The organism is Mesorhizobium oxytropidicola (assembly GCF_056174625.1).
On the sequence record NZ_CM149692.1, the window covers coordinates 822,007 to 843,271 of the forward strand.

Here is a 21,265-nt window from a genome sequence, read left to right on the forward strand (position 1 = left end):
CGAGGCAAACGGCTTTCGCGAAACCGACCCAGGCCGGACGCCTGCGTGACAGCTAGAGGTTTGAGCGGCGCCGATCGCCCAATCTGTTCAGGCGATCAGCACGCGCGGTTCGAACCGGCCGTTGACGGGAATGTCGAGCAGGAAAGTCATGCCGCCTTGCAGGTCGAGCAGGCGCTGCTTCTCATTCTTGCCCGACCAGGCCGATGTGACCGCCAGCCGATCGGCGTTCTTGCCGACGAAGGCCGGACAGGACGGCTGTGTCACCGGCATGGCGACCGTGCGGACGAGCTTGCCGTCGGGTCCATAAGCCTCGATGACACTGCCGCCCCAGACGGCATTCCACAGGATGCCGTCACGGTCGAGCACCGAACCGTCGATATAGCCCTTGGCAGAACGGTGATCGACGAAGATCTTCGGCTCGCCGGCCGGCAGGCCGGTCGACGGGTCGCAGGCGACACGCATCAGCAATCCGGTCGAGGTGTCGGTATAGTAGGCAAGCGCGCCGTCGGCGGAAAAGCAGATCGAATTGGAGACGGTGATGTCCGAAAACAGGCGGCGCAGTTCGCCCTTGAAGAACCAGTAGATCGAGCCGGCGCCCTTTTCCTCGCCCTTGCCCATGGTGCCGACCCAGAAGGCACCGCAGGGATGGACACGCGAATCGTTGGAGCGGGTGACCGGATTGTCGGCCTCGATCGGCGTGTGCAGCGTCATTTTGCCGGTCGCGACGTCCCTGACGAAGAGTCCGTGTTCCGTAGCGATCAGCTGCCGCTTGTCGTCGATGATGGCGATGGCGCTGGCCATCTGGCCGAGCTCATGGACCTGGGTCGCGCCGCCGGACAGCTGCTTCTCCAGAAGCTGGCCGTTGACGATGTCGAACCAGAACAGCGCATCGGTGGCGGGATCATAGCTCGGTCCTTCGCCGAGTTGACAGACATGGTCGGAAAAAACCGAAACGATCGCTTCACTCATCATGCTTCTCCGAACACCGCATCCCAGGCCGCAACGGCGGCGTGCGCACGGGCGGCAACGTCGTCGACGCTCATGCCAGGCTTGAACAGGCTGGAGCCGAGGCCAAAGACCGTGACGCCCACCGCCTTGTAGCCGGCAAAATCCTTCTCCGAAACGCCGCCGACGGCGCCGACCAGGGTCTGCGCCGGCAGCACCGCCCGGATCGCGGAAATGCCTGATGCACCGAGTGCGCTCGCCGGAAAGAATTTCAGCGCCGAGGCGCCCAGGCGAATCGCCTGGAAGGCTTCCGTCGGGGTGAACACACCGGGCATGGTCACCATGCCGTAGTGCATGGCGCGCGCCATCACCTCGGCATCGATGTTGGGGCTGACCAGGAGCCGCCCGCCGGCCTGGTGCAGACCGTCGACATCGGCCGCCGTCAGCACCGTGCCGGCGCCGACCAGGGCTGACTTCGGCAGCACTTCGGCAATTCTGGCGATCGACGAGAATGGCTGGGCGAGTTGAGCGGCACTTCGATCGCCTCGATGCCGGCGTCGAACAGCGCCTGGCCCATGGCAATCGCCTCGGTGGGTTTCAGGCCACGCAGGATGGCGACCAACCCGCGCTTGAGTTTTGGAAAGGCTGCGGTCTCGGTCATGCCAAGGCTCCGGTTCTGGCGATCATGCCGTTTTCGCGCGCGGCTTCGATGAGGCCGGCGCGCACCGCTACATCCGCGTCGACGGTGCGGACGGCAAGACCTGCAAGGTCGAGTGCGGCCTGATAGAGCACGGCGAGCGCACCAGAGGCAATCAGCACGACCGGCGCATCGCCGGCGCCATAGCGCCGCTTCGCCGAGGCGATCTCGCCGCCGATCAGAAGCCCGGACAGGCAGGCCGCCGCATCTTCCGTCTTCAGGTCCTGCAGCAGCCCGGCGGCGCGGATGGCAAACAGCTTCGAGGTGACGTCGCCGCCCTCGCCAAGCGCCCGTTCGCACCATTGCCGGAAGAACGGACTGTCGCCTGCAACCGGAGCCGGATGCTCGCCCAGCGAATGCTTGAGAATCGAGTGCGCGGCCAGAACCGAGAACAATTCACCGGTCGGCCATGTGCCGAAGCCGGCAACAGCGCCGTCCTCGACCAGCACCCATTTCGAATGGGTGCCCGGCATGCAGGCGAGATGCCGCCCATTTGCCGGCAAACCCGCACCGGCAAGCTGTGTTTCCTCACCGCGCATGACATCCGGCGCATCGGCCAGGCGCTGGGCGAGACCCGGCACGATGCGGATATCGCGTTTCTGATCAGCCACGCGGGCGGCGCCGCCGAGAATGGCGCCGATCGGCGCCGGCACGGTCACGTAGGGCGCCTCGATCCAGCCCTGACGAGAGCCGGCCATGCCGCAGATGATGACGGGCAGTGTTTCCGGCGCGCCCAGGGCGGCCAGATGGCCTTCCAGAACGTTCGAAAACCCTTTTTCGCGTGCGGTGATCAGGCCGTCATCACCACGGCGCTCGGCAAGCACCTTGCCGCTGCCGTCGATCAGCCATGCTCGAAGCCGGGTCGTGCCCCAATCGAGCGCGGCGACCGCCGGAGCGTTGCCGGCAAATTCTGGGCTCACAGAAAACCTCCGTCGACGATCAGCATCTGCGCGGTCAGCATGCGCGAGGCATCCGAGGCCAGGAACAGCACCGTGCCGACCATGTCGTCCGGACGCATGATTTCCTTGATACACTGCTTGGCGACATGGGCTTCAAGCGCCCCTTCGGTGACCCAGCGTTCCTGCTGCCGTTCGGTGATCACCCAGCCGGGCGCGACGGCATTGACGCGGATGCGGTCGGGCCCGAGCTTGCCGGCGAGGCCCTTGGTGAGGCCGAGAATGCCAGCCTTGGCGGCGGTGTAGGCGGGCATGTCGGGATGGTTGATGAGGTAGGATGTCGAGGTGAAATTGATGATCGAGCCGCCGCCGGCCCGCTTCATGCCGGGCGCCACCGCCTGCGCGGTGAAGAAATGTGGTCTGAGGTTAATCGCCTGGTTGTTGTCCCAGAACTCCACCGTCACGTCCTCGACGGCGTGGCGCTCGTCCCAGGCGGCATTGTTGATCAGCACCGTGACATCGCCATGCGCCTCTGCCGCTTTGCCCGCCGATGCGCGCAGCGCCTCGATGTCGCGCAGATCGGTCTTGAGGTAGAGCGGACGGCGACCGAATTCCTTCTCGATGCGGTCGGCAAGCAGCGTGCTCGGGCCATCGGCAATGTCGATGAAGGCGACATTGGCGCCCTGGCGTACAAAACCCTCGGTCAGCGCCGCGCCGATCCCGGAGCCGCCGCCGGTGATCAGCACCGAGGCGCCCTTGAGGTCGGCAAAATCCGCCGATGGCATCATGTCTTTCTCTCCGAGCATGGACGGCGCGCATCCTAGCCATGGAGGTCCCGTGAGCAAGGGCGAAAAGCTGGATTTGCTGGCTTATGTCAGGCAAAATGACAATGCGCCGCACCGGAAGCGCGCCGCGACATCGGCGGAATGCCAATCAGGTCGAAATCGCCGGTCAGATCGCCTTGGCGCGCAGCGCGCCACGGAAGGAATCGCGGAGATAGCCAAGCGTGGCGTCGGCATCGACCGGTTTGCCGAACAGATAGCCTTGCCCGCCGGCACAGCCAAACTGGACGAGGCGATCGGCCTGCGCTTCCTCTTCGATGCCTTCGGCGACCACATCCATGCCCAACCCTTCGCACATGGCGAGAATGGCGCGGATGATGTGTTCGGACGGTCGGTCGTCGAGAATGGAGGAGACGAAGGCGCGGTCGATCTTGAGCTTGTCGAAATGGAATTCGCGCAGGCGGCCGAGCGAGGACTGGCCGGTGCCGAAATCGTCAAGCGAGACGCGGATGCCGACGCGGCGCAGATCCTCGACGATCTGCGCGGCCGAGGCCGGGTCGTTCATCAGGCCGGTCTCGGTGATCTCGATCTCGAGGCGGCGCGGATCGAAGCCGGTGCGGTCGAGGATCGCCAATATGTGCAGGCCGGTGTTCTGGTCGACAAGCTGCGACGGCGACAGGTTGAAGGACAGGAACAGGTCGCTCGGCCAGCTCCTGGCCGCCTCGGTCGCCTTGCGCAGCACCAGCTGCGACAGCGGGCCGATGATGCCGCGCTCCTCGGCGATCGGGATGAACACCGTCGGCGGCACCGCGCCGAGGTCGCGATCGGTCCAGCGCGCCAGCGTCTCGAAGCCGATGGTGCGGCGGGTGGTAAGATCGACGATCGGCTGGAAGTGCGGCTCGACCTCGCCGGCCGAGACAGCGCGGCGCAGCGCCTGCTCGATGCGGGTGACGCGCTTAGCCGCCTCTTCCATCTCGCGGGTGTAGACGACGACCCGGCCACGGCCGGAGCGCTTGGCGTGGTAGAGCGCCGTTTCGGCCTTGTTGATGAGGATTTCGGTGGTCTCGTCGCCGGAATAGAACAGCGAGCAGCCGACCGAGGCCGACAGCCTGGCGGTGCGTTCGCCGACATCGTAGGGCGCCGACAGGATTTCGATCAGCATGCGGGATTTTTCCGCCGCCGCCTCTTCGGAGAACACCAGCGGATAGAGGAAGGCAAACTCATCGGCGCCGATGCGGCAGACCGTCGAATGGCCGTCCATCGAGGCCCGCAGCCGCATGGCGACCTGGATCAGGATGTCGTCGCCGGCCTTGTGGCCAAACAAATCGTTGATCGGCTTGAAGCCGTCGAGGTCGAGAATGCCGACGGTGAAAGGCGCGGGATCGTCGGCACGGTCGCTGATCAGGCGATCGACCTTGTCGAAGAAGCGGCGATGGTTGCCAAGCCCGGTCAACGGATCTGTGAAGGCCAGATCCGTGCTCTCCCTGTTTGCCTGACCGGTGCCAAACGAAGTTTGCATCGGTGTCCCTGTTTTTGACGTCGGAATTTATGCGCGAGACTGGCAGGAAACCCTTTAGGAAACGTATCCCGAAAATCGATTTTTCGCGGCCAGGGCATGATCGCAAAAAACGCAATCCGGTTTTCCCTGTCGATCATGCCCAGGCAGAAGGCCGGATGCGGTCTGGAAGCCGGCTAAACCGTGCGTCAACCTTCTGTTTCCGCGCCGATTTTCAGCCGCTGGACTTGACGCGATAAAGCTCGAGCGGGGCGCCGCGCGTCTCCGCCACCGGCTCCAGCCAGGCCGGCACGCTGCCGCGCATCAGCCCGGCCAGGAAGCCGTCCGGTGCCTTGGCCGCGAACAGCCGGCTTTCCGTGTTGCCGCGGCAGAGCGCGACAAGGCCGACATGGTGGCTTTCGACAATGGCTTTGGCGTCAGCGGCCGAACCCAGCAAGGCATCGAACACCAGCAGGTTTCCGGCGACGTTGCGATGGTAGGGGCCGGCGAACACGCGATGGCCGGTGAAGGCGAGGATCGGCGAGCCAAGATTGGAGATGGCAAGCACCGTGGTGGGGGCCATCGCGCCAAGTGCCGCGAACGACGCCTTGCTGTTGCAAGGTGCATCGATGCTGGCGTCCTGGACAGGCGCGCCGGCTTCAAAGGCGTTCGATGCGGCTTGAGCGGCGCCCGACCAGATTGCATTGACCGAGATCAGCCAGGCCGCGGCCATCCTGAGCACCGAGCCGCTGGATGGGCTGGCCTCGGCCCGCTGCCGCCATTTGGCGATCCAGGCCGAAAGCGGGATCACCGCGAACGCGATGGAGAAGGTCGAGCCGCGCACTTCCCAGGCGCTGACCAGGACCGCCACCACCAGCAGCGCGCCAACGAGGCTGTCCTGCCGCCGCCAGCCGCCATGGCTGAAATGAAGCGCCATCAGGATGATCGCCACCAGAGGGGTGGCAAAACGCGCCACGGCCCTGGCTGGGTCATCGGAGACGAGCTGGACGATCGACTGTGCCTCCTCGATATAGCCGAGCCACATCTGCTGCAGGCGCGGGTCGAGGTGGGCATAGGGCGCCGCCAGGCATTGCGGGAACAGCAGCGCCACGATGAGAGCGAGCACGGCGGCAAGCAGGCCAAGCGCCATCAGACGCCGGGCGGCCGTGGCGTTGGCGACCCTTAAGGAGGCGATGACCGCCAAGCCGGCACCAGCAAGCCCGGTGACAGTGAATTGCACGACCGAGAATGTGTCGCACTGGGCCTGGCCCCAGGACGACATCGGACCGTGGCGGCGAAGACGAGTGCCGAGACGCCGGCGACGCCGAGGCCGAAATCCCTGGCGATCAGCCTTTCGCCGTCACCCCTCGCGAGAAACAGCAGCGCGACGACGGCGCCGAGGGTTCCGGCATAGGGAGCGCTTTCCATGCCGATGGCAAGGGTCAGCGTGGCGCAGATGCCGGCGACAAAGGCAGCCGGCCGGCGCGTGGGCGCCTCGAGCAGCAGAGCGAGGCTCGCCAGCGTCAGCATCAGCTGGATGTTGTGGTGATCGAGCGCACCGGGCGAAAAAATGCCGATGTAATAGAGGGCCGCCCCGCCGACGACGGCAGCGGGCAGCACGGCATGCGGGCCGGCGAAAGCGCGCGCGGCGCGGATGATGAAGAAGATGGCGAGAAAGAACTGCAGGGTGGGCCAGACTATCTGCACGATTTGCTCGGCCAGGGCGGTGCTGCCCGTCAGGGCCGAAACGGCAAGGATGGCAAGCGCCAGCGGCGCGTCGAGCAGCCGCGACCAATGCATGACGAAGCCGCCTTCCAGTCCCATTCTGTACTGGTGCAGGTCGAACCAGCCCTGGCCGGCCATGAGGTCGCGGACTTCGACCAGTTGCAGCAGGCTGTCATTGTCGCCCGCAGGATTGGCCAGTTGCGCGAACCCGGCATAGGCATTGAGCGCCAGCAGCAGCAAGGCGGCAAGCAGCGCGAACGCGATATCGGACTTCCACGTGGAAGTTCCCCTTGCTGTGCCCATCCCGATCGCCCTTGGCGGGAGTGTCGGGTCTTTCCAGACCAATCGGCACTCATGAAGTCGACCTTAAACCTAGCCTTAACGGCTTCAATAAATAGTAAAACCGCCTGGACAAGGCCGGTTTCCGGCGCGCGACCGTGTGGTCGACAAGGCATTCGGAGACGAAAATGCCGCAAGACCCTGTCATCGCCGTGCTCCTGCCTTGCTACAATGAGGAGCTGACCATCGCCGAGGTGGTGCGGCGGTTCCGCGAGACGCTGCCGGCCGCCACGATCTATGTCTATGACAACAATTCGAAGGATCTGACGGCGCTCCGCGCCCGCGCGGCCGGCGCCATCGTCGTGCGCGAGCCGCGCCAGGGCAAGGGCAATGTGGTGCGCCGCATGTTCGCCGACATCGACGCCGACATCTATCTGATGGCCGATGGCGACGGCACCTACGCGCCCGAGGACGCGCCGCAGCTGATCAACACGCTGCTGACCGAGCGTAGCGACATGGTGGTGGGCACCAGGCGCGGCGTCACTGACGATGCCGGCCGGGCCGGCCATGCCTTCGGCAACCGCGTTTTCAACAGCCTCTACCAATGGCTGTTCGGCAGCGATTTCAGCGACATCTTCTCCGGCTACCGCGTCTTCACCCGACGCTTCGTCAAGAGCTTTCCCGCCGTCTCCGGCGGCTTCGAGATCGAGACCGAAATGTCGGTGCACGCCTCGCAGCTCAAATTGCCGGTCAGCGAAATCGCGCTCGACTATGGCCGTCGCCCGGAGGGCTCGTCGTCGAAGCTGTCGACCTTCCGCGACGGCGCGAAAATTCTCTGGATGTTCGCCATGCTTATGAAGGAGACGCAGCCGCTGCGCTTTTTCGGTGCCTTTTCGCTGTTCTTCCTCGCCTCCAGCCTGTTCCTGATGGCGCCGGTGCTGGTCGAATTCGCCGAAACCGGCCTCGTGCCGCGTATGCCGACCTGGGTGCTGTCGGTCGGCCTGCTGCTCCTGTCGATGCTGGCGGCGGTGACCGGACTGATCCTTGATTCCGTCTCGCGCGGGCGCGCCGAACAGAAGCGTATTTTTTATCTCTCCATGCCTTCGGGGCGTGTCGAGCGCCGCGCCACCGAGGTGGTGCGGAAGCCGCAACCGGGCAAGACCCCGCGCGCGGCCTGAATGATGCAACGCCTTGTCCGGTTTGTCTTCGCCGGCGGCATCGGTTTCGCCGCCGACGCGGCCGCACTCTGGCTGCTGCTCGCCGTCACGCCGCTCGGGCCATTCCTCGCCCGCATGCTGTCGATCGGCTTTGCGCTCTGCGTCACCTGGCAGGTCAACCGGCATCTGACCTTCTCGCCCTCGCGCCGTGGCGTGGCAGAAGAGGGCGCCCGCTATGGCGGCGTCGGCATCGCCACCAGCGTCGTCAATTATCTCGTCTACTCGGCCATCCTGTTCGCGGCGCCGGCGACCCCACCGCTGGTGGCCCTTGCGGCCGCATCGCTGGTCGCCATGGCGCTCTCCTTCCTGGGTTACTCACGGCTGGTCTTCGACCGTTAAAGCTCTGGCCCTAGGCTAGCGCAAGACCCGAAGATGTCGCCGCTCTGACGTCCTGCAAGGATCGGATCTGACGGCCATTGGCGAAATTGGCCGGGACAGCCAGGCATCGAACGCCGCGCCGGCGACCGACCATTCGCGTGCCAGCATCGAATACATGCAGATGTCGCGCGCGTGGCCTTTCAGCACCAAGCCGTCGCGCAATATGCCCTCGAAGACAAAGCCCAACCTGTCGGCCGCACGCCTCGATTTCGCATTGCCCGTGGTGCACGTCCACTCCAACCGCCGATAGCCGAGGTCGTCGAAGATGTGCCGCATGATCAGGAAGAACGATTCGCTGGCCGCGATCGTCCGTTGCAAAGCTGGCGAGAAGAGCACGTAACCCAGCTCAATCACCCTGTGCGCCGGTCTGGCCTCCATCAGACAAAGCCAGCCGACCGGCCCCGCCGCCGTGGTGCGCAGTGTCAGGAATGTGCGCGATTGGTTGCTGAGCACGTCGCCGACATGAGCCCGGAAGGACTCGATCCCGTCGAACGGTCCCACCTTCATTTCAGCCCAGATTTCGTCGCGTTCGCCGGCATGGTCAGCCGAAAGATATCCTCCGCATCTTCAAGACTGAGCGGGGCGAGACTGACGTGGTTTCCGGTCAGGGTCGTCGCCGACGGCAAAGTCGCGCGACCTGCCGAATTCGACATTGCATTCCAGTTTTCCTGCCTGGCCATCTCCCCTCCTATCCCGACTGCATCCGCCCCTGTCGAAGCGCCGGAGCGCATAGGCCCGGCTGCGCCGGCATGGGCTTGGGCCTGTCAGAATTTCTCGAACCTCCGCTCCACCTCGCGCGCGAACATTTCCCTCTTTTCGTTGGATATGCCCTCGACGGAATATCTCGTCATGTACAGATGCTTCACCTTGCCGCCACACATGGTCTTCAGGCCACGCAGCAGCACCTTCCTTCCAGGATTTTGCATATATATCTCCGTGTACCACCAAGGCGATCCGCACGTCGTCACCACCCCCATCCGGCGGATGTTCAGAAGTGCTGGCCTGATGACGCCGCCATCCGCCGGCACGTGATATGCGACGCCGGGTCGCCAGACGCGATCGAAATAGCCCTTCAGCATGGCCGGCATGCCTGACCACCATGTTGGAAAGCAGAACACGCACGCCTCAGCCCATCGCAACGCGTCGATATAGACCTGCAGATCCTCCGGTGTCCGAGAAGGATCAAAGTGGCCACGCCTCTCCTCGGGCTGCATCACCGGATTGAACTTCATTGCGTAGAGGTCGAAGTCGATGACCTCGTCGCCCCTGGCTTTGAGCGCCTGCACGACACGTTTGTGAAGCGATGCCTGGTAGCTGTCGGCGAGCGGGTGTGCGTAGACGACATTGACTTTCATTCACGGTTCCCCCGGCGTAAACATATATTAGCGAACGCTCAAGCAAATGGAATTGGCTGGGAGCCGAACCGTGCTGCCTTGGGAGCCGTTACCGAGAGCCAAGGTCGTCGAACCCGACAAAGGGGGATGAGATGCGTATTGCGGTGATGGCGGCCGGTGCCATCGGCGGATATTTCGGCTCGCGGATGGCGGCAGCGGGGCACGATGTGATCTTCGTCGCGCGCGGTGCCAATCTCGACGCACTTAAGGCGAACGGATTGCGGATCGAAAGCGTGCTTGGCGATCTGCACCTGCCGAGTCCGAATGTCACCGACGACCCTGCCTCGATTGGTCCGGTCGATATCGTGCTTTTCGCGGTGAAGCTCTGGGACACCGAAAAGGCGGCCAAGCAAGCGAGTCCGCTCGTTGGGCCCGCCACGCGCGTGGTTACCGTCCAGAACGGTGTGGACAGCACCGAGCGCCTGAGCCCTATCCTCGGCGCCGGGAATGTGGTTTCCGGCTGTGCCTATATCGCTGCGGCGATCGCCGCGCCCGGCGTGGTGGCGCATACAAGCAAATTCGCGCGCCTCATCTTCGGGCGCGCGGACGGCAAGCCCGACGCAATGCTGAAGGCTTTCGCCGATGCCGCCCGGGCAGCGAAGCTCGACGTCGCCTTGTCCGATGCGATCGAGCGCGAGAGGTGGCAAAAATTTGTTTTCCTGGTTGGGCTTTCCGGAGCGACCGCAGCGACCCGCAAACCTCTTGGAGCGATACTTGGAGATTCAGACACGCGCGCTTTCTTCTACGATCTCATGCGCGAAGTGGTGGAGATCGGTCGCGCCAAGGGCGTATCGCTGCCGGCTGATTTCGCTGACGACCGGATGAAGTTCGGCAAAGCCTCGCCACCGGGCTTCAAGGCATCCATGCTGCATGATCTGGAGCGCGGCAACCGGCTTGAACTTGATTGGCTCGCGGGCAAGGTGGTTCAACTCGGCCGGGAGCTCGGGATCCCGACACCGGCGAACAATGCGGTTCATGCGGTGCTCAAACTACACCGCCCGGGCAGATTTGCCGCGGACGACACGCATTAGGCCTGTGCCAAGCAAGCGTGATTGGCAGACGGTGGAGAGTTCCGTATATCGCTCTCGTCGACGCATCGACCCGCACGTCGCTCCAATCGCGCCGGAGACCCGCCATGAAGCTGAAAATTGCCGTCCAGATGGACCACATCTCCACCGTGTCGATCGCCGGCGACACCTCGTTCGCGCTGTCGCTGGAAGCGCAGCGGCGCGGCCATCAGTTGTTCCACTACACGCCTGACCGGCTGTCGCTGCGCGATGGAAAGGTGTTTGCCCGCATCGAGGAAATGCAGGTGCGCGACGAGAAGGGCAATCACTACTCGCTGGGCGAAAAGGTGCGCACCGACCTTTCGGAGATGGACGTCGTCCTGCTGCGCCAGGATCCGCCCTTCGACATGAATTACATCACCACCACTCACATCCTCGAGCGCATCCATCCCGGGACGTTGGTCGTCAACGACCCGGCCTGGGTGCGCAACAGCCCGGAAAAGATCTTCGTCACCGAGTTTTCCGACCTGATGCCGGACACGCTGATCACCAAGGATCCGCAGGAGGTTGCCGCCTTCCGCAAGGAGTTCGGCGACATCATCGTCAAGCCGCTCTACGGCAATGGCGGCGCCGGCGTCTTCCATCTGCTCGAAGGCGACCGCAACCTCGCCTCACTCTTGGAAATGTTCGGCCAGCTGTCGCGCGAGCCCTATATTGTGCAGCGCTATCTCAAGGATGTGCGCAAGGGCGACAAGCGCATCATCCTGATCGACGGCGAGCCGGTCGGCGCCATCAACCGCGTGCCGGCCGAACACGATTCCCGCTCCAACATGCATGTCGGCGGGCGCGCCGAGAAGACCGAGCTGACCGAGCGCGAGCGCGAGATCTGCGCCCGAATCGGACCGGCATTGAAGGCACGCGGCTTCATTCTGGTCGGCATCGACGTCATCGGCGACTACATGACCGAGATCAACGTGACCTCGCCGACCGGCGTGCGCGAGGTTCGGCGTTTTGGCGGCGCCGATATCGCCAGCCTGTTCTGGGACGCGGTCGAGGGCAAGCGCAAGTAAGCCGTTTTCAGTTCGTATTAACCATGTTCCGCTTTTGCAACCGGGCGCAATCCGGCTGCAACCCAGGCGATTGCCTGTTCCCGTAATGTTCTTGATTTGACCGAGGAAGTGTGGTTGTCTCTTGCGGGGGCCACATTCTTGGCCGATCGCATGGGTTACGGCCCATATCCGGGGTGGGAAAATGGTGGCGCGGGTTCGCACGGTCGCTTTCCAGGGCATCGAGGCCGTGCCGGTCGACGTGCAGGTGATGATCGCGCCCGGCAAGGTCGGCATGCAGATCGTCGGCCTACCCGACAAGGCGGTGGCCGAAAGCCGCGAACGCGTGCAGGCCGCGCTCCACGCGTCAGGCCTGTCGATGCCGTCGAAGAAGGTGACGGTCAATCTGGCGCCCGCCGACCTACCCAAGGAAGGCAGCCATTACGATCTGCCGATCGCGCTTGGCCTGATGGCCGCCCTTGGCGCCATTCCGGGCGACATGCTGGCCGGCTATGTCGTGCTTGGCGAACTCTCGCTCGACGGCACGATTGCCGCCGTTGCCGGTGCCTTGCCGGCGGCGATCGGCGCCAATGCCGAGGGCAAGGGCCTGATCTGCCCGTTCGCCTGCGGGCCGGAAGCGGCCTGGGCCGGCAAGGACTTCGACATATTGGCGCCGCGCAGCCTGATCGCCATCGCCAATCACTTCCGCGGCACGCAGGTGCTGTCGCGCCCCGAAGCCGGCATCCATGCCGCGGCGCGCGACCTGCCCGACCTTGCCGACATCAAGGGCCAGGAGACCGCCAAGCGGGCGCTGGAGGTGGCTGCGGCCGGCGGCCACAATCTGCTAACATTGTGGCTAATTAAACGGCGTACAGTGGTTCAGGCTCAGAGGGACCGTTAAGCGTCGGAAGCGGTCGTCGCCGCCGGTTTCTCAAAAGACCGGAGTTGGTCGGGAGCTGACAGGCAGCTTCTGGGCCGTGCAACGAGAAAGCGGACACACAATCACCTATAGCCCGAGGCCGAAATTGGCCCGAAGCGAACCTTGTCGGGGCTATGATGCTAGAAACGAAGGCTGCCGCCTAGCTCCTGCGGCGGCGGATCGCTATCAACGCCGCAACCGGCCGGCCCGCTATGTAGCCTTCGGGCAGAGCGAGTTCGGCGCATCGCTCGAATGCCTATTTGGTCTCTCAGGGTGAGCGCCAGGACAACATCCTCCCTTCCCAACCCCTGCAATCTATGATCCGCTCCCGCCACAGGAGGATCGCATGGCATTATCTGTTATCGGGGCTGGGTTCGGCCGCACCGGCACGCACACTCTGAACCTGGCGCTTGAAATGCTCGGGTTCGGGCCGTGCCATCACATGGAGGACGTCAACTCTAACCCCGAGCACCGCGACCTGATCCGCGCCGCCGGGCGCGGCGAGCCGGTGGATCGGGACGTCGTCTATGCCGGTTACAAGTCGGCAGTCGACTGGCCCACGGCCTATTTCTGGCGCGAACTCGCCGAGTATTTCCCCCACGCCAAGCTCATCCTCACCGTTCGCAACCCCGAGGACTGGTACAGGAGCGCACGTGCCACGATCTTCAACACCATGGGCGAGACCTCCGACCCGCAAAGTTTTGGCCGGGCCGTCATAGAGACGAAAATTTTCGGCGGTCGTCTCGACGACGAAACCCATGCTATCGAAGTGCTCGAAGCCCACAACGCCGAAGTGATCTCGGCTTTCCCGCCGTCGCGCCTGCTGGTCTATCAGGTGGCCGACGGTTGGCCGAACCTATGCGCCTTTCTCGGCGTGCCGATCCCGGCCGAACCCTTCCCCCACAGCAACACCACTACCGAATTTCGAAGCCGCTTCGCCAAATAAGCCCCGCACCGAGTTCGAGGCCGCAGCCCGGGTAACGCGCGTAGCAGCCTGTCCACGCCGGCTCGGATGCTTGTACCAATAGAAGCGGGCGCACCAGCAAGGGGAGGGTGGCCGCTGTTGGGCGCGAAGGTTCCATTGCGGCTAGCCGCTCGGATGTCCGCTTCTTTGATAAGTTCAACGGCTAACTTGAGGCGCAAAGCTGCCGTTCCTCGGCGCACTAACTGAACGGATCCGCGTCAAAAGGCGACCCATTGCCGGCGGGCGATCCATGCTAACATTGTGGCTAATTAAACGGAGCGCCATTGGCGCGGCCCAAAAGGTCCGCTAAGCACAGATCGCGTCATGCGACGCTCACAACTGAACGACCGCAAAGGGTGGAAGTTGCCGTTCGGCTCGTCCGCCAAAACGAGCATGTTGCGCCAGCAGAGGCCATTTGAGCATGTGATTTCAATGACTTAGTATGGCCGTAAAGCAGCCCGTTGCCTCGAAAGATCCGGACGAATGGCCTCCCAGTCCTCCAGCCTCAAGCGTCCAGCCAGACCTTGCCGAAGTCATGCTCGAAAGTCGGGTGCATGCCGTGGTTCTTCACGGAAGCGGTCGAGTGGTTGTAGAGTTTGCGCCAGTATGGCTGGATGATAATACCCGAATCCTGCAGGATCTTCTGGATGTCGGCCATCACAACCTTGCGCTTCTCCGCATCCGCGATGGAGAGCGCCTCGCCGATTTTCGCATCCAGTTCGGGATTGGAATAGGCAGCCTCGTTCCAGGCTTCGCCGGTGCGGTAGGCGATAGCGATGACCTGGATGCCGAGCGGGCGCATGTTCCAGTTGGTCGTCGAGTACGGATACTTCGTCCAGTCGTTCCAGAAGGTCGAGCCCGGCAGAACCGTACGCTTGACCTTGAAGCCGGCCTCGCGCAGCTGTGCGGCGATCGCGTCGCCGGTGTTCTTGAGCCAGTCCTCGTCGACCGTGATCAGCTCGTGCTCGAAGTCGATCTGCCCGGCTTCGGTCATCAGGGCCTTGGCCTTCGCGATGTCACGGGCGACCTTGGGCATCTCGGCATATTCGGGATGGATCGGGCAGACATGGTGGTTTTCTGCCGGGTCGCCGGCATTGCCGTAGCCGAGCTGGAGCACGACGGCGTTGTCGACGGCGAGCTGCAGAGCGTTGCGGACCTTCTGGTCGTCATAGGGCTTGTTGGCGACGTTGGTGCGCGCCACGATCGTCGACGCGGTCATCACCTCCGACTTGACCAGACCGAGCGCATCGAGGATCGGCACGTAGTCGGCGGTCGTCTCGTCGTTTGTGTGGACCTCGCCGGCCTCGAAGGCCGAAACCATCGCCGAGGGGTCCGCGCCGTAATCGATGAACTCGACGCCGTCGAGATAGGCCTCGCCGCCCCACCACTTGCCGTTCTCGCGGCGCTTGTAGACGACCTTCTGGCCGACATCGTAGGAGACGAGCTCGAACGGTCCGGTGCCGATCGGGTTCTGCACGAAGTTGGCACCGGTCTCGTCAAAGGAGCGGTGGACCATCAGGCCGGGATAGTCGCAGAGATTCGGAATCAGCGCGATGTCCGACTTGGTCAGGCTGAGCTTGACCGTCATGTCGTCGACCTTGGTAATTGAGCCTTCGCGCAGCTTGCCGGTAGCTTCGTCAACCAGCGTGCCGAGGCGGCCGGGCATGGAATTGCCCTCAGCGCTCTTGTCGGCCCAGCGGGTGAAATTGAAGATCACGTCGTCGGCATTGAACGTGTCGCCATTGTTCCAGGTCACACCCGGACGGACCTTCAGGGCGTATTCGGTAGCATCGTCGTTCACTTCCCAGCTTTCCAGCAGATAGGGCTTGAAGGTGAATTCACGGGTATATTTGACCAAGGGCTCGAGCGTCTGGCGCTGCGCGGTGGCGATCTGGGACCAGTCCGCCATGCGCGGATCCTTCGGATCCTTGACGTGCATCGCGACCTTGAGGACACCGCCCTTCACGGGTTCCTGCGCCATGGCCTTGGTGGGCACTGCAAGAGCGATCATTCCGTAGGCGTACGCGGTCGACGCGCCGAATACGCTGGCGAGAGCCAGGAACTCGCGCCGGTCCATCTTGCCGGCCCTGACGTCCTCTGCCAGTTGGCGAGTGTGATGGGGAACCCGGTCCCCGTTGCTTCTGTAAAGGGCCATGACGTGCTCCCGGCGTGATCATGACGATGCACAGCTGTCCAGAAGCGCCTTCGCATCGATCAAGTCGCGCGTGTTGAAGCCTTCCGTGAACCAGGCGTAGGTCGGCGCGAGCAGGTCGTAGGCTTCTTGCCGATCGCCGCGGTCGGCCCACAGGCGGGCGAGCGAGGTCGACGCGCGCAGGTCCAGTGATCGCGCCTGCTGTTCGCGAGCGATCTCGATGGCGCGGCGATAATGCGCCTCGCTGTGTTCGGAGTCACGGGGTTTTGCCAGGAGCAGGAGATTTCCAGTGAGCCGGCTAAATTCAGACTCCCAGAGGCGCGCGCCAGTAGCCGCCGCCTCGGATATTGCTGGCTGCAGCATGCTTAGGCCGGCGTCGATCTCGCCCGCCAGTTCGCACACGCATCCGAAAAGACAGAGAACAAGTCCTTTTCCCTCGACGTCACTGAGGATTTCGTTTGGCAGCGCCGGCGGGGCGGCGGTGACGGGGGCTGGAACCTGCTGTGCGCTCTCGAGGGCCTGGATCATGGCCAACTGCAGATTGATTGTGGGGACCCAGGCCGGAAATCCCTCGTGCGCCAATTGAAGCCTCGCCGCGGCTGCTTCCCGAGCCGCCGCGGCATCGCGGCGGAAGTAGTGCAGCACGGTGGCATGATAGAGAGCGTGCTGCAAACTGGGCGGATGAGGCAGTTGGCGGGCCCGGGTAATGGATTCTCGCGCCCGGGCCAACGCCTGATCCGGAAAGCCAAGCATCCACAGACTGACGCCCTGCTTGGCAGCTGCGCACACGCCGGAGTCGTGGCCGCCATAGACGAAGGCGTGCGAGAAGTGTTCTGGCCGATAGAGGAAGAGACCCTGGTCGGTGTGCTCGCACACCGACCGCCACTTACCGAGCGCGTATTGCGTCGTCCAATTGACATGGTGGGCCTCCAGCAGCAGGGATGGGTCGCCCGATTGCCGGGCGATCCCGATCAGTTGATCAGCGAGGGCGCTGGCCGTGTGCATCCGCCCCCGGGCCCGGTGGCCGGTGCACAGGCCGCGCAGCGCGGGGAACGATTTGGACGTGTCGCTGCCCAGTTTGGCACATAGCTCGCAGGCTCGCGTATAGGCGGCGACGGCCCCGGCAGACCCATAGCCCTTGAGGGATGCCAAGGGTATGCCACGCGCAAGCTGCAGATCGATCTCGCGATCGTCGCGGGCCGGGCTCTCTGGGAGTTGCGCGAGAAGGTCCAGGCCCTTTGAGAGGTGCGCAATGGCTTCGGCGTCGGCCGACCGATAGTTTGCGCGCAAGCCCGCCTCGTACCAGGATGACACTGCATCATCGAACAGTCCGCCCTCGGTAGCATGGTGGGCGAGCACCTCCGGTTCTGCCTCTGCTCGTTCGGGAAAGCGATCACGGAGGAGGGTGGCGATCCGGCAATGGAGTTGCTGGCGTCGGCTCTTCAATAGCGACTCGTAGGCGGCATCCCGCACCAGCGCGTGCTTGAAGGTGTAGTTCGCGTCAGGAGGTTTGCCACGGCAAAACGCCAGTTCTGCGTGGACAAGTTCGTCCAGAGCGGTCCTGACCTTCGGCTCGTCCATCTGCGCGGTCGCTTCCAGCAATTCGTAACTGAACTCGCGGCCGATGACAGCGCCGATTTGCGCCACCTCCTTAACCGGCGACAACCGATCGAGGCGAGCCAAGAGCGAGTCCTGTAGCGTCGAGGGGATGGCGAGCGGCGGCAGCGGACCGGTAAGCTCGTAGCGGTCGCCGGCCTCGCGGAGCAGATCGGATTCGAGCACCGCCTTTGTCAGCTCCTCGACGAACAGCGGCACGCCTTCGGTCTTGGCGAGAATATGCGCCTGCACCTCGGCAGGAAGCGGCCGCCCGCCAGACAGCTGGTCGATCAGCATGGCACCTTCGTTCTGCTCAAGGCGATCGAGCGTCAGCTGTGTCACATGCGGTCGGCCGGTCCAGCGTGGCGCGAACTCAGGCCGGAAGGTAACGACCAGCAACACCGGCTGCCGCTCGATCTGATCGACGATTCGATCGAACAGCTCCAAGGTGGTGGGATCGAACCAGTGAGCATCCTCGGCCGTCATGAGCACCGGCTGCTTGGCTGCGAGGCTCTCAAGCTGGGCTAGCAGCGCCTCAAAGGTCCTCGCCTTCTTCTCTTGCGGTGCAAGCTCGGGCATCGGGTAGCGGTCGCCTGTCGGGATCGTCAAATGCTCGGCGATCAGCGACATCGCCGTTTTCGGGTCAGGCCCAGCCAAGACAAGCAGTGCCTCCAGCTTGGCCAATTTCACCTCCGGCGCATCCTCGTGCCCGAAGCGGGCGGCCCGACGCAGCTGGTCCAGCACCGGGAACAGCGCGCTGTTCGTGCGATAGGGCGAGCCGTGATAGCGCAGCGACAGGCATTCCTCGCCGAGCCGCTCGCGCAAGGCGATCGCGATGCGCGACTTGCCCATGCCCGGCTCGCCCGACAGCAGTACGACCTGACCCCTGCCATCCTTGGCCCGCCGCCAGCGGTTGAGGAGCAAGGCTACCTCCTGATCGCGGCCGACGAGCGACGTGAGGCGCATCCCGTGCAGCGCCTCGAAGCGGCCCTCGGCTCGGCTCTCGCCCATGACCAGCCATGTCTGCACCGGCTGGGCGAACCCCTTCAGATCGTGGGTGCCGAGATCAACCAGCTCGAAGAGCTCGCCAAGCAGCCGTCGCGTCGGTTCGGATACCACCACTGCGCCGATCTCGGCCAGTGATTGGAGTCGCGCCGCCAGGTTCGGCGTCTCGCCGACCACCGCCTCCTCCTGCGCTGCACCTTCGCCGACCAAGTCGCCTACCACCACCAGACCCGTGGCAATGCCGACACGCGCGCCCAGTGGCTCTTTCGCGGGTGTCGCCAGCTTGGCGACCGCGCCGGCAATGGCGAGCCCGGCCCGCACCGCCCGCTCAGCTTCGTTCTCGTGGGCCCGAGGCCACCCGAATAGGCTAGGATCCCATCCCCCATGAACTTCGCTACATGGCCATCCACACGCGTGATTTCTGCGGCCACCGCGATCTGGTACTTCCGGATCACCTCCCCCATCTCTTCGGGGTCCAACCGACCTGATAACGCGGTCGATCCAACCAAATCGACAAACATCACCGTCAACTGGCGACGTTCAGCTTCCGGGCGAGGCGGTGGACCACTTCCAGGGATCGGTTCAATTCCGGCCGCTGTGGCGGGATCCCCTATATCGCGCTTGCCAAGCTCCGCGATCGCGGCCAATACGAGCTTCCTTGGGCCCATCGGCAGCCCCAACGCCTTGAGGTCCGCGTCCGAGAGATGCCGGAGCACTTCGGGCGTGATCTCGTTCTTGGCGAAGGTTCTGCTATATTTGCCGAGCCCAAGGCTCGAGAGCCACCCGGCAATGTCCATGGCGCTCTCCGTGTAGTCCGAGGCAGATTAGCACCGAGCGAGCCCAGGACGAAGCCCGCATGCATCAATGTCATGCCCAGGCTAGCGCATGCTGGGGGTGAGATTGGGATTCCGCAGGGGATGGAACCCTGCCGCATCGGCGCGGAGAATGAAAGCATTCTACACCCGATTGAAACCCGGGTGGCGGCCTGAGAGGATTGCGCTGACACAGGTCAATAGCAGGTTACTCAACTCTGGGAATGTCGCGATTGGCTCGGTTCGAGCCCTTTGCGACAACACTCGGGAAGGTCTGGAACGGTCAAGAGCCGGCAGTTGCTGGCGGGCCACTCGTGCTGATGGTCGGCCCACCAGGCTCGGGCAAATCGATGCTGGCGCAGCGGCTGCCGTCGATCCTGCCGCCGCTGGCGCCGAAGGAATTGCTCGAAGTCTCGATGATCGCCTCGGTGGCGGGCGAGCTCGGCGAAGGCAAGCTGACCGACCGGCGGCCATTCCGCGCCCCGCACCATTCGGCCTCGATGGCGGCGATGGTCGGTGGTGGCTTGCGCGCACGGCCGGGCGAGGTGTCGCTCGCCCATCACGGCGTGCTGTTCCTCGACGAGTTTCCCGAATTCACGCCGCAGACGCTCGATGCGCTGCGCCAGCCGCTGGAGACCGGCGACTGCATGATCGCGCGCGCCAACCACCGCGTCACCTATCCGGCGCGCATCCAGCTGGTGGCGGCGATGAACCCATGCCGCTGCGGCATGGCCGGCGAGCCGGGCTATCGCTGCCTGCGCGGCGAACGCTGCCGCACCGACTACCAGGCACGCATTTCCGGTCCGCTGCTCGATCGCATTGACCTGCGGATCGAAGTCCCTGCGGTCTCGGCCAGCGACCTGATAAGGCCCGACCGGGCGGAGAAGAGTGCAGCCGTGGCACTGCGCGTCGCCCGCGCGCGTACCCTCCAACGCGAGCGTTTCGAACGGCTCGGCGTGACCAGCGCCACCACCAACGCCCATTGCGCGCCGGCTGTCATCGAAGACATCGCCATGCCCGACGCATCAGGCCTGTCGCTGCTCAAGGACGCCAGCGAAAAGCTCGCCTTTTCGGCGCGGGCCTACCACCGCGTCCTGAAAGTGGCGAGAACACTGGCCGACCTCGATGCCAGCGAAACCGTCGGCCGCATCCATCTCGCCGAAGCGATTTCCTATCGCATGAGTTCGGAGCGCGTGGCGCAGGCGGCATAGGCGAAGGGCATTTGCAGCTACGCCCGGTTCGTTTCTCCGGACCGATCCTCTTTTGCCCGGATCAATCGGTCGCGGGGATCAGCTTCTGAAGCGTCGGCGTCAGGATCATGCCGAAGGTCAAGACATCGCCATAAGCTCGCGCCGAAAGCATTGCGCCATGCACGGTCGCCATGAAAGCCTCGGCCTCGACGCGTGGCGAAGCGGAGATTGCCAGCGTGCCTTTTTCGGCGCCGCGCTCGATGACGCCGGTCAGCCATTTCGAGAGGAACTGAAAATACGCCCGGACTTCCACGGCAACCTCTGGCGGAAGGGCCGGAAGTTCGCTGGCAAGCAGTGCGCAGACACAGAACGGCATGCTCGCATCCTCGATGCATCGGGCCCAGATGCCGGCATAGGTTCGAAGCAACTCAGGCGACTCGGGGACATCGCGCTCGAGCCCTCCCAGGCCCGTGACGGCCTCCTCGAGGTAACGCTTGAGCAGGGTCTGCACGAGGTCGACCTTGCTGGGGAAATGGTGATGGATGCTGGCTTTGCGGATGCCGATCACTTCGGCGATATCGGCGTAGCTGAAGCCATTGTATCCGCCGGCGATGATGAAGGTTCGCGCTGCGGCCAGGATCTCGTCGGCAGTGTTCGAAGGCTTGCTCATGGCTTGCTCCGGCAGAGGGCTCCTCTGTCCTTAGAGCGGTTCACCGTTTGATGGAAACAGCGAACCTCTCTAACTCTTTGTTTTGACACAATTCCC

General features: G+C 64.0%; 18 protein-coding genes and 3 pseudogenes. 7 read left to right on the forward strand and 14 right to left on the reverse strand.

Annotated features, from left to right (window positions below; all coding sequences use genetic code 11):
* Positions 1-87: 87 nt before the first annotated feature.
* The 7 genes and pseudogenes from AC0V8S_RS03945 to AC0V8S_RS03975 form a co-directional block, all read right to left on the reverse strand.
* On the reverse strand, positions 88-969 hold the full coding sequence (locus AC0V8S_RS03945) for an SMP-30/gluconolactonase/LRE family protein (protein WP_475436885.1): 882 nt from the start codon (positions 967-969) through the stop codon (positions 88-90).
* A pseudogene (locus AC0V8S_RS03950) lies at positions 969-1,606 on the reverse strand (2-dehydro-3-deoxy-6-phosphogalactonate aldolase). Before AC0V8S_RS03950 ends, AC0V8S_RS03945 begins: the two are co-directional and overlap by 1 nt.
* Entirely contained in the window at positions 1,603-2,562 is a 960-nt protein-coding gene (locus AC0V8S_RS03955; protein WP_475436886.1) for a 2-dehydro-3-deoxygalactonokinase, read from the reverse strand. The pseudogene AC0V8S_RS03950 and the gene AC0V8S_RS03955 overlap by 4 nt, the downstream one beginning before the upstream one ends.
* Positions 2,559-3,326, reverse strand: a complete 768-nt coding sequence (locus tag AC0V8S_RS03960) for an SDR family NAD(P)-dependent oxidoreductase (RefSeq protein WP_475436887.1) — start codon at positions 3,324-3,326, stop codon at positions 2,559-2,561. Before AC0V8S_RS03960 ends, AC0V8S_RS03955 begins: the two co-directional genes overlap by 4 nt.
* Before the next feature lie 163 nt (positions 3,327-3,489).
* Complete coding sequence (locus AC0V8S_RS03965; RefSeq protein WP_095202923.1) at positions 3,490-4,839, reverse strand: putative bifunctional diguanylate cyclase/phosphodiesterase; 1,350 nt, start codon at positions 4,837-4,839, stop codon at positions 3,490-3,492.
* 211 nt (positions 4,840-5,050) lie between these two features.
* Positions 5,051-6,055 (reverse strand): hypothetical protein, encoded by a 1,005-nt coding sequence (locus AC0V8S_RS03970; protein WP_475436888.1) that lies wholly within the window; start codon positions 6,053-6,055, stop codon positions 5,051-5,053.
* Entirely contained in the window at positions 5,998-6,843 is an 846-nt protein-coding gene (locus AC0V8S_RS03975) for a hypothetical protein (protein WP_475436889.1), read from the reverse strand. The genes AC0V8S_RS03970 and AC0V8S_RS03975 overlap by 58 nt, the downstream gene beginning before the upstream one ends.
* Before the next feature lie 164 nt (positions 6,844-7,007).
* Here AC0V8S_RS03975 and AC0V8S_RS03980 point away from each other — a divergent pair, with 164 nt between their 5' ends.
* Both AC0V8S_RS03980 and AC0V8S_RS03985 read left to right on the forward strand, forming a co-directional pair.
* Complete coding sequence (locus AC0V8S_RS03980; protein WP_183464550.1) at positions 7,008-7,997, forward strand: glycosyltransferase; 990 nt, start codon at positions 7,008-7,010, stop codon at positions 7,995-7,997.
* 3 nt (positions 7,998-8,000) lie between these two features.
* Entirely contained in the window at positions 8,001-8,375 is a 375-nt protein-coding gene (locus AC0V8S_RS03985) for a GtrA family protein (protein ID WP_475438570.1), read from the forward strand.
* 15 nt (positions 8,376-8,390) lie between these two features.
* Here AC0V8S_RS03985 and AC0V8S_RS03990 read toward each other — a convergent pair whose 3' ends face one another.
* From AC0V8S_RS03990 to AC0V8S_RS04000, 3 genes are all read right to left on the reverse strand, one after another.
* Positions 8,391-8,921 (reverse strand): GNAT family N-acetyltransferase, encoded by a 531-nt coding sequence (locus tag AC0V8S_RS03990; RefSeq protein WP_475436890.1) that lies wholly within the window; start codon positions 8,919-8,921, stop codon positions 8,391-8,393.
* A complete protein-coding gene (locus AC0V8S_RS03995) occupies positions 8,918-9,094 on the reverse strand; it encodes a hypothetical protein (protein ID WP_475436891.1) in 177 nt (58 codons plus the stop codon). The genes AC0V8S_RS03990 and AC0V8S_RS03995 overlap by 4 nt, the downstream gene beginning before the upstream one ends.
* Before the next feature lie 84 nt (positions 9,095-9,178).
* Positions 9,179-9,769 (reverse strand): NAD(P)H-dependent oxidoreductase, encoded by a 591-nt coding sequence (locus tag AC0V8S_RS04000; RefSeq protein ID WP_475436892.1) that lies wholly within the window; start codon positions 9,767-9,769, stop codon positions 9,179-9,181.
* Positions 9,770-9,900: 131 nt separating this feature from the next.
* Here AC0V8S_RS04000 and AC0V8S_RS04005 point away from each other — a divergent pair, with 131 nt between their 5' ends.
* The 4 genes and pseudogenes from AC0V8S_RS04005 to AC0V8S_RS04020 all read left to right on the forward strand — a co-directional run bounded on the left by AC0V8S_RS04005 (position 9,901) and on the right by AC0V8S_RS04020 (position 13,726).
* The gene (locus tag AC0V8S_RS04005; RefSeq protein WP_475436893.1) at positions 9,901-10,839 is read left to right on the forward strand and encodes a ketopantoate reductase family protein; all 939 of its coding nucleotides are present in this window, start codon (positions 9,901-9,903) and stop codon (positions 10,837-10,839) included.
* A gap of 104 nt (positions 10,840-10,943) precedes the next feature.
* On the forward strand, positions 10,944-11,885 hold the full coding sequence (gene gshB, locus AC0V8S_RS04010) for a glutathione synthase (RefSeq protein ID WP_475436894.1): 942 nt from the start codon (positions 10,944-10,946) through the stop codon (positions 11,883-11,885).
* 181 nt (positions 11,886-12,066) lie between these two features.
* Positions 12,067-12,708: pseudogene (locus AC0V8S_RS04015) on the forward strand (magnesium chelatase domain-containing protein); the annotation flags it as partial.
* 418 nt (positions 12,709-13,126) lie between these two features.
* Positions 13,127-13,726 (forward strand): sulfotransferase family protein, encoded by a 600-nt coding sequence (locus AC0V8S_RS04020; protein WP_475436895.1) that lies wholly within the window; start codon positions 13,127-13,129, stop codon positions 13,724-13,726.
* Positions 13,727-14,249: 523 nt separating this feature from the next.
* On the opposite strand, the gene AC0V8S_RS04025 is transcribed toward AC0V8S_RS04020, so the two are convergent.
* From AC0V8S_RS04025 to AC0V8S_RS04035, 3 genes are read right to left on the reverse strand one after another with little or no spacing between them, the layout of a single operon-like run.
* Positions 14,250-15,899 carry an ABC transporter substrate-binding protein gene (locus tag AC0V8S_RS04025; RefSeq protein ID WP_475436896.1) on the reverse strand — a complete coding sequence of 550 codons (1,650 nt, stop codon included), beginning with the start codon at positions 15,897-15,899 and terminating at the stop codon, positions 14,250-14,252.
* A gap of 18 nt (positions 15,900-15,917) precedes the next feature.
* Positions 15,918-18,818, reverse strand: coding sequence for an AAA family ATPase (locus AC0V8S_RS04030; protein ID WP_475436897.1), 2,901 nt, complete (start codon positions 18,816-18,818; stop codon positions 15,918-15,920).
* Positions 18,713-19,294, reverse strand: a complete 582-nt coding sequence (locus tag AC0V8S_RS04035) for a hypothetical protein (protein ID WP_475436898.1) — start codon at positions 19,292-19,294, stop codon at positions 18,713-18,715. The genes AC0V8S_RS04030 and AC0V8S_RS04035 overlap by 106 nt, the downstream gene beginning before the upstream one ends.
* A gap of 302 nt (positions 19,295-19,596) precedes the next feature.
* Here AC0V8S_RS04035 and AC0V8S_RS04040 point away from each other — a divergent pair.
* A pseudogene (locus tag AC0V8S_RS04040) lies at positions 19,597-20,520 on the forward strand (YifB family Mg chelatase-like AAA ATPase); the annotation flags it as partial.
* Positions 20,521-20,581: 61 nt separating this feature from the next.
* On the opposite strand, the gene AC0V8S_RS04045 reads toward AC0V8S_RS04040, so the two are convergent.
* The gene (locus AC0V8S_RS04045) at positions 20,582-21,169 is read right to left on the reverse strand and encodes a TetR/AcrR family transcriptional regulator (RefSeq protein WP_183464547.1); all 588 of its coding nucleotides are present in this window, start codon (positions 21,167-21,169) and stop codon (positions 20,582-20,584) included.
* Between the last annotated feature and the right edge of the window lie 96 nt (positions 21,170-21,265).

Bases quoted from the DNA above. Each gene is read 5' to 3' on its own strand.
- AC0V8S_RS04005 (WP_475436893.1), top strand. From the start codon at position 9,901: ATGCGTATTGCGGTGATGGCGGCCGGTGCCATCGGCGGATATTTCGGC.
- AC0V8S_RS03995 (WP_475436891.1), bottom strand. From the start codon at position 9,094: ATGGCCAGGCAGGAAAACTGGAATGCAATGTCGAATTCGGCAGGTCGC.
- AC0V8S_RS04000 (WP_475436892.1), bottom strand. From the start codon at position 9,769: ATGAAAGTCAATGTCGTCTACGCACACCCGCTCGCCGACAGCTACCAG.
- AC0V8S_RS04020 (WP_475436895.1), top strand. From the start codon at position 13,127: ATGGCATTATCTGTTATCGGGGCTGGGTTCGGCCGCACCGGCACGCAC.
- gshB (WP_475436894.1), top strand. From the start codon at position 10,944: ATGAAGCTGAAAATTGCCGTCCAGATGGACCACATCTCCACCGTGTCG.
- AC0V8S_RS03985 (WP_475438570.1), top strand. From the start codon at position 8,001: ATGCAACGCCTTGTCCGGTTTGTCTTCGCCGGCGGCATCGGTTTCGCC.
- AC0V8S_RS04025 (WP_475436896.1), bottom strand. From the start codon at position 15,899: ATGGCCCTTTACAGAAGCAACGGGGACCGGGTTCCCCATCACACTCGC.
- AC0V8S_RS03960 (WP_475436887.1), bottom strand. From the start codon at position 3,326: ATGATGCCATCGGCGGATTTTGCCGACCTCAAGGGCGCCTCGGTGCTG.
- AC0V8S_RS03980 (WP_183464550.1), top strand. From the start codon at position 7,008: ATGCCGCAAGACCCTGTCATCGCCGTGCTCCTGCCTTGCTACAATGAG.
- AC0V8S_RS03965 (WP_095202923.1), bottom strand. From the start codon at position 4,839: ATGCAAACTTCGTTTGGCACCGGTCAGGCAAACAGGGAGAGCACGGAT.
- AC0V8S_RS04035 (WP_475436898.1), bottom strand. From the start codon at position 19,294: ATGGACATTGCCGGGTGGCTCTCGAGCCTTGGGCTCGGCAAATATAGC.
- AC0V8S_RS04045 (WP_183464547.1), bottom strand. From the start codon at position 21,169: ATGAGCAAGCCTTCGAACACTGCCGACGAGATCCTGGCCGCAGCGCGA.
- AC0V8S_RS03975 (WP_475436889.1), bottom strand. From the start codon at position 6,843: ATGGGCACAGCAAGGGGAACTTCCACGTGGAAGTCCGATATCGCGTTC.
- AC0V8S_RS03990 (WP_475436890.1), bottom strand. From the start codon at position 8,921: ATGAAGGTGGGACCGTTCGACGGGATCGAGTCCTTCCGGGCTCATGTC.
- AC0V8S_RS03945 (WP_475436885.1), bottom strand. From the start codon at position 969: ATGAGTGAAGCGATCGTTTCGGTTTTTTCCGACCATGTCTGTCAACTC.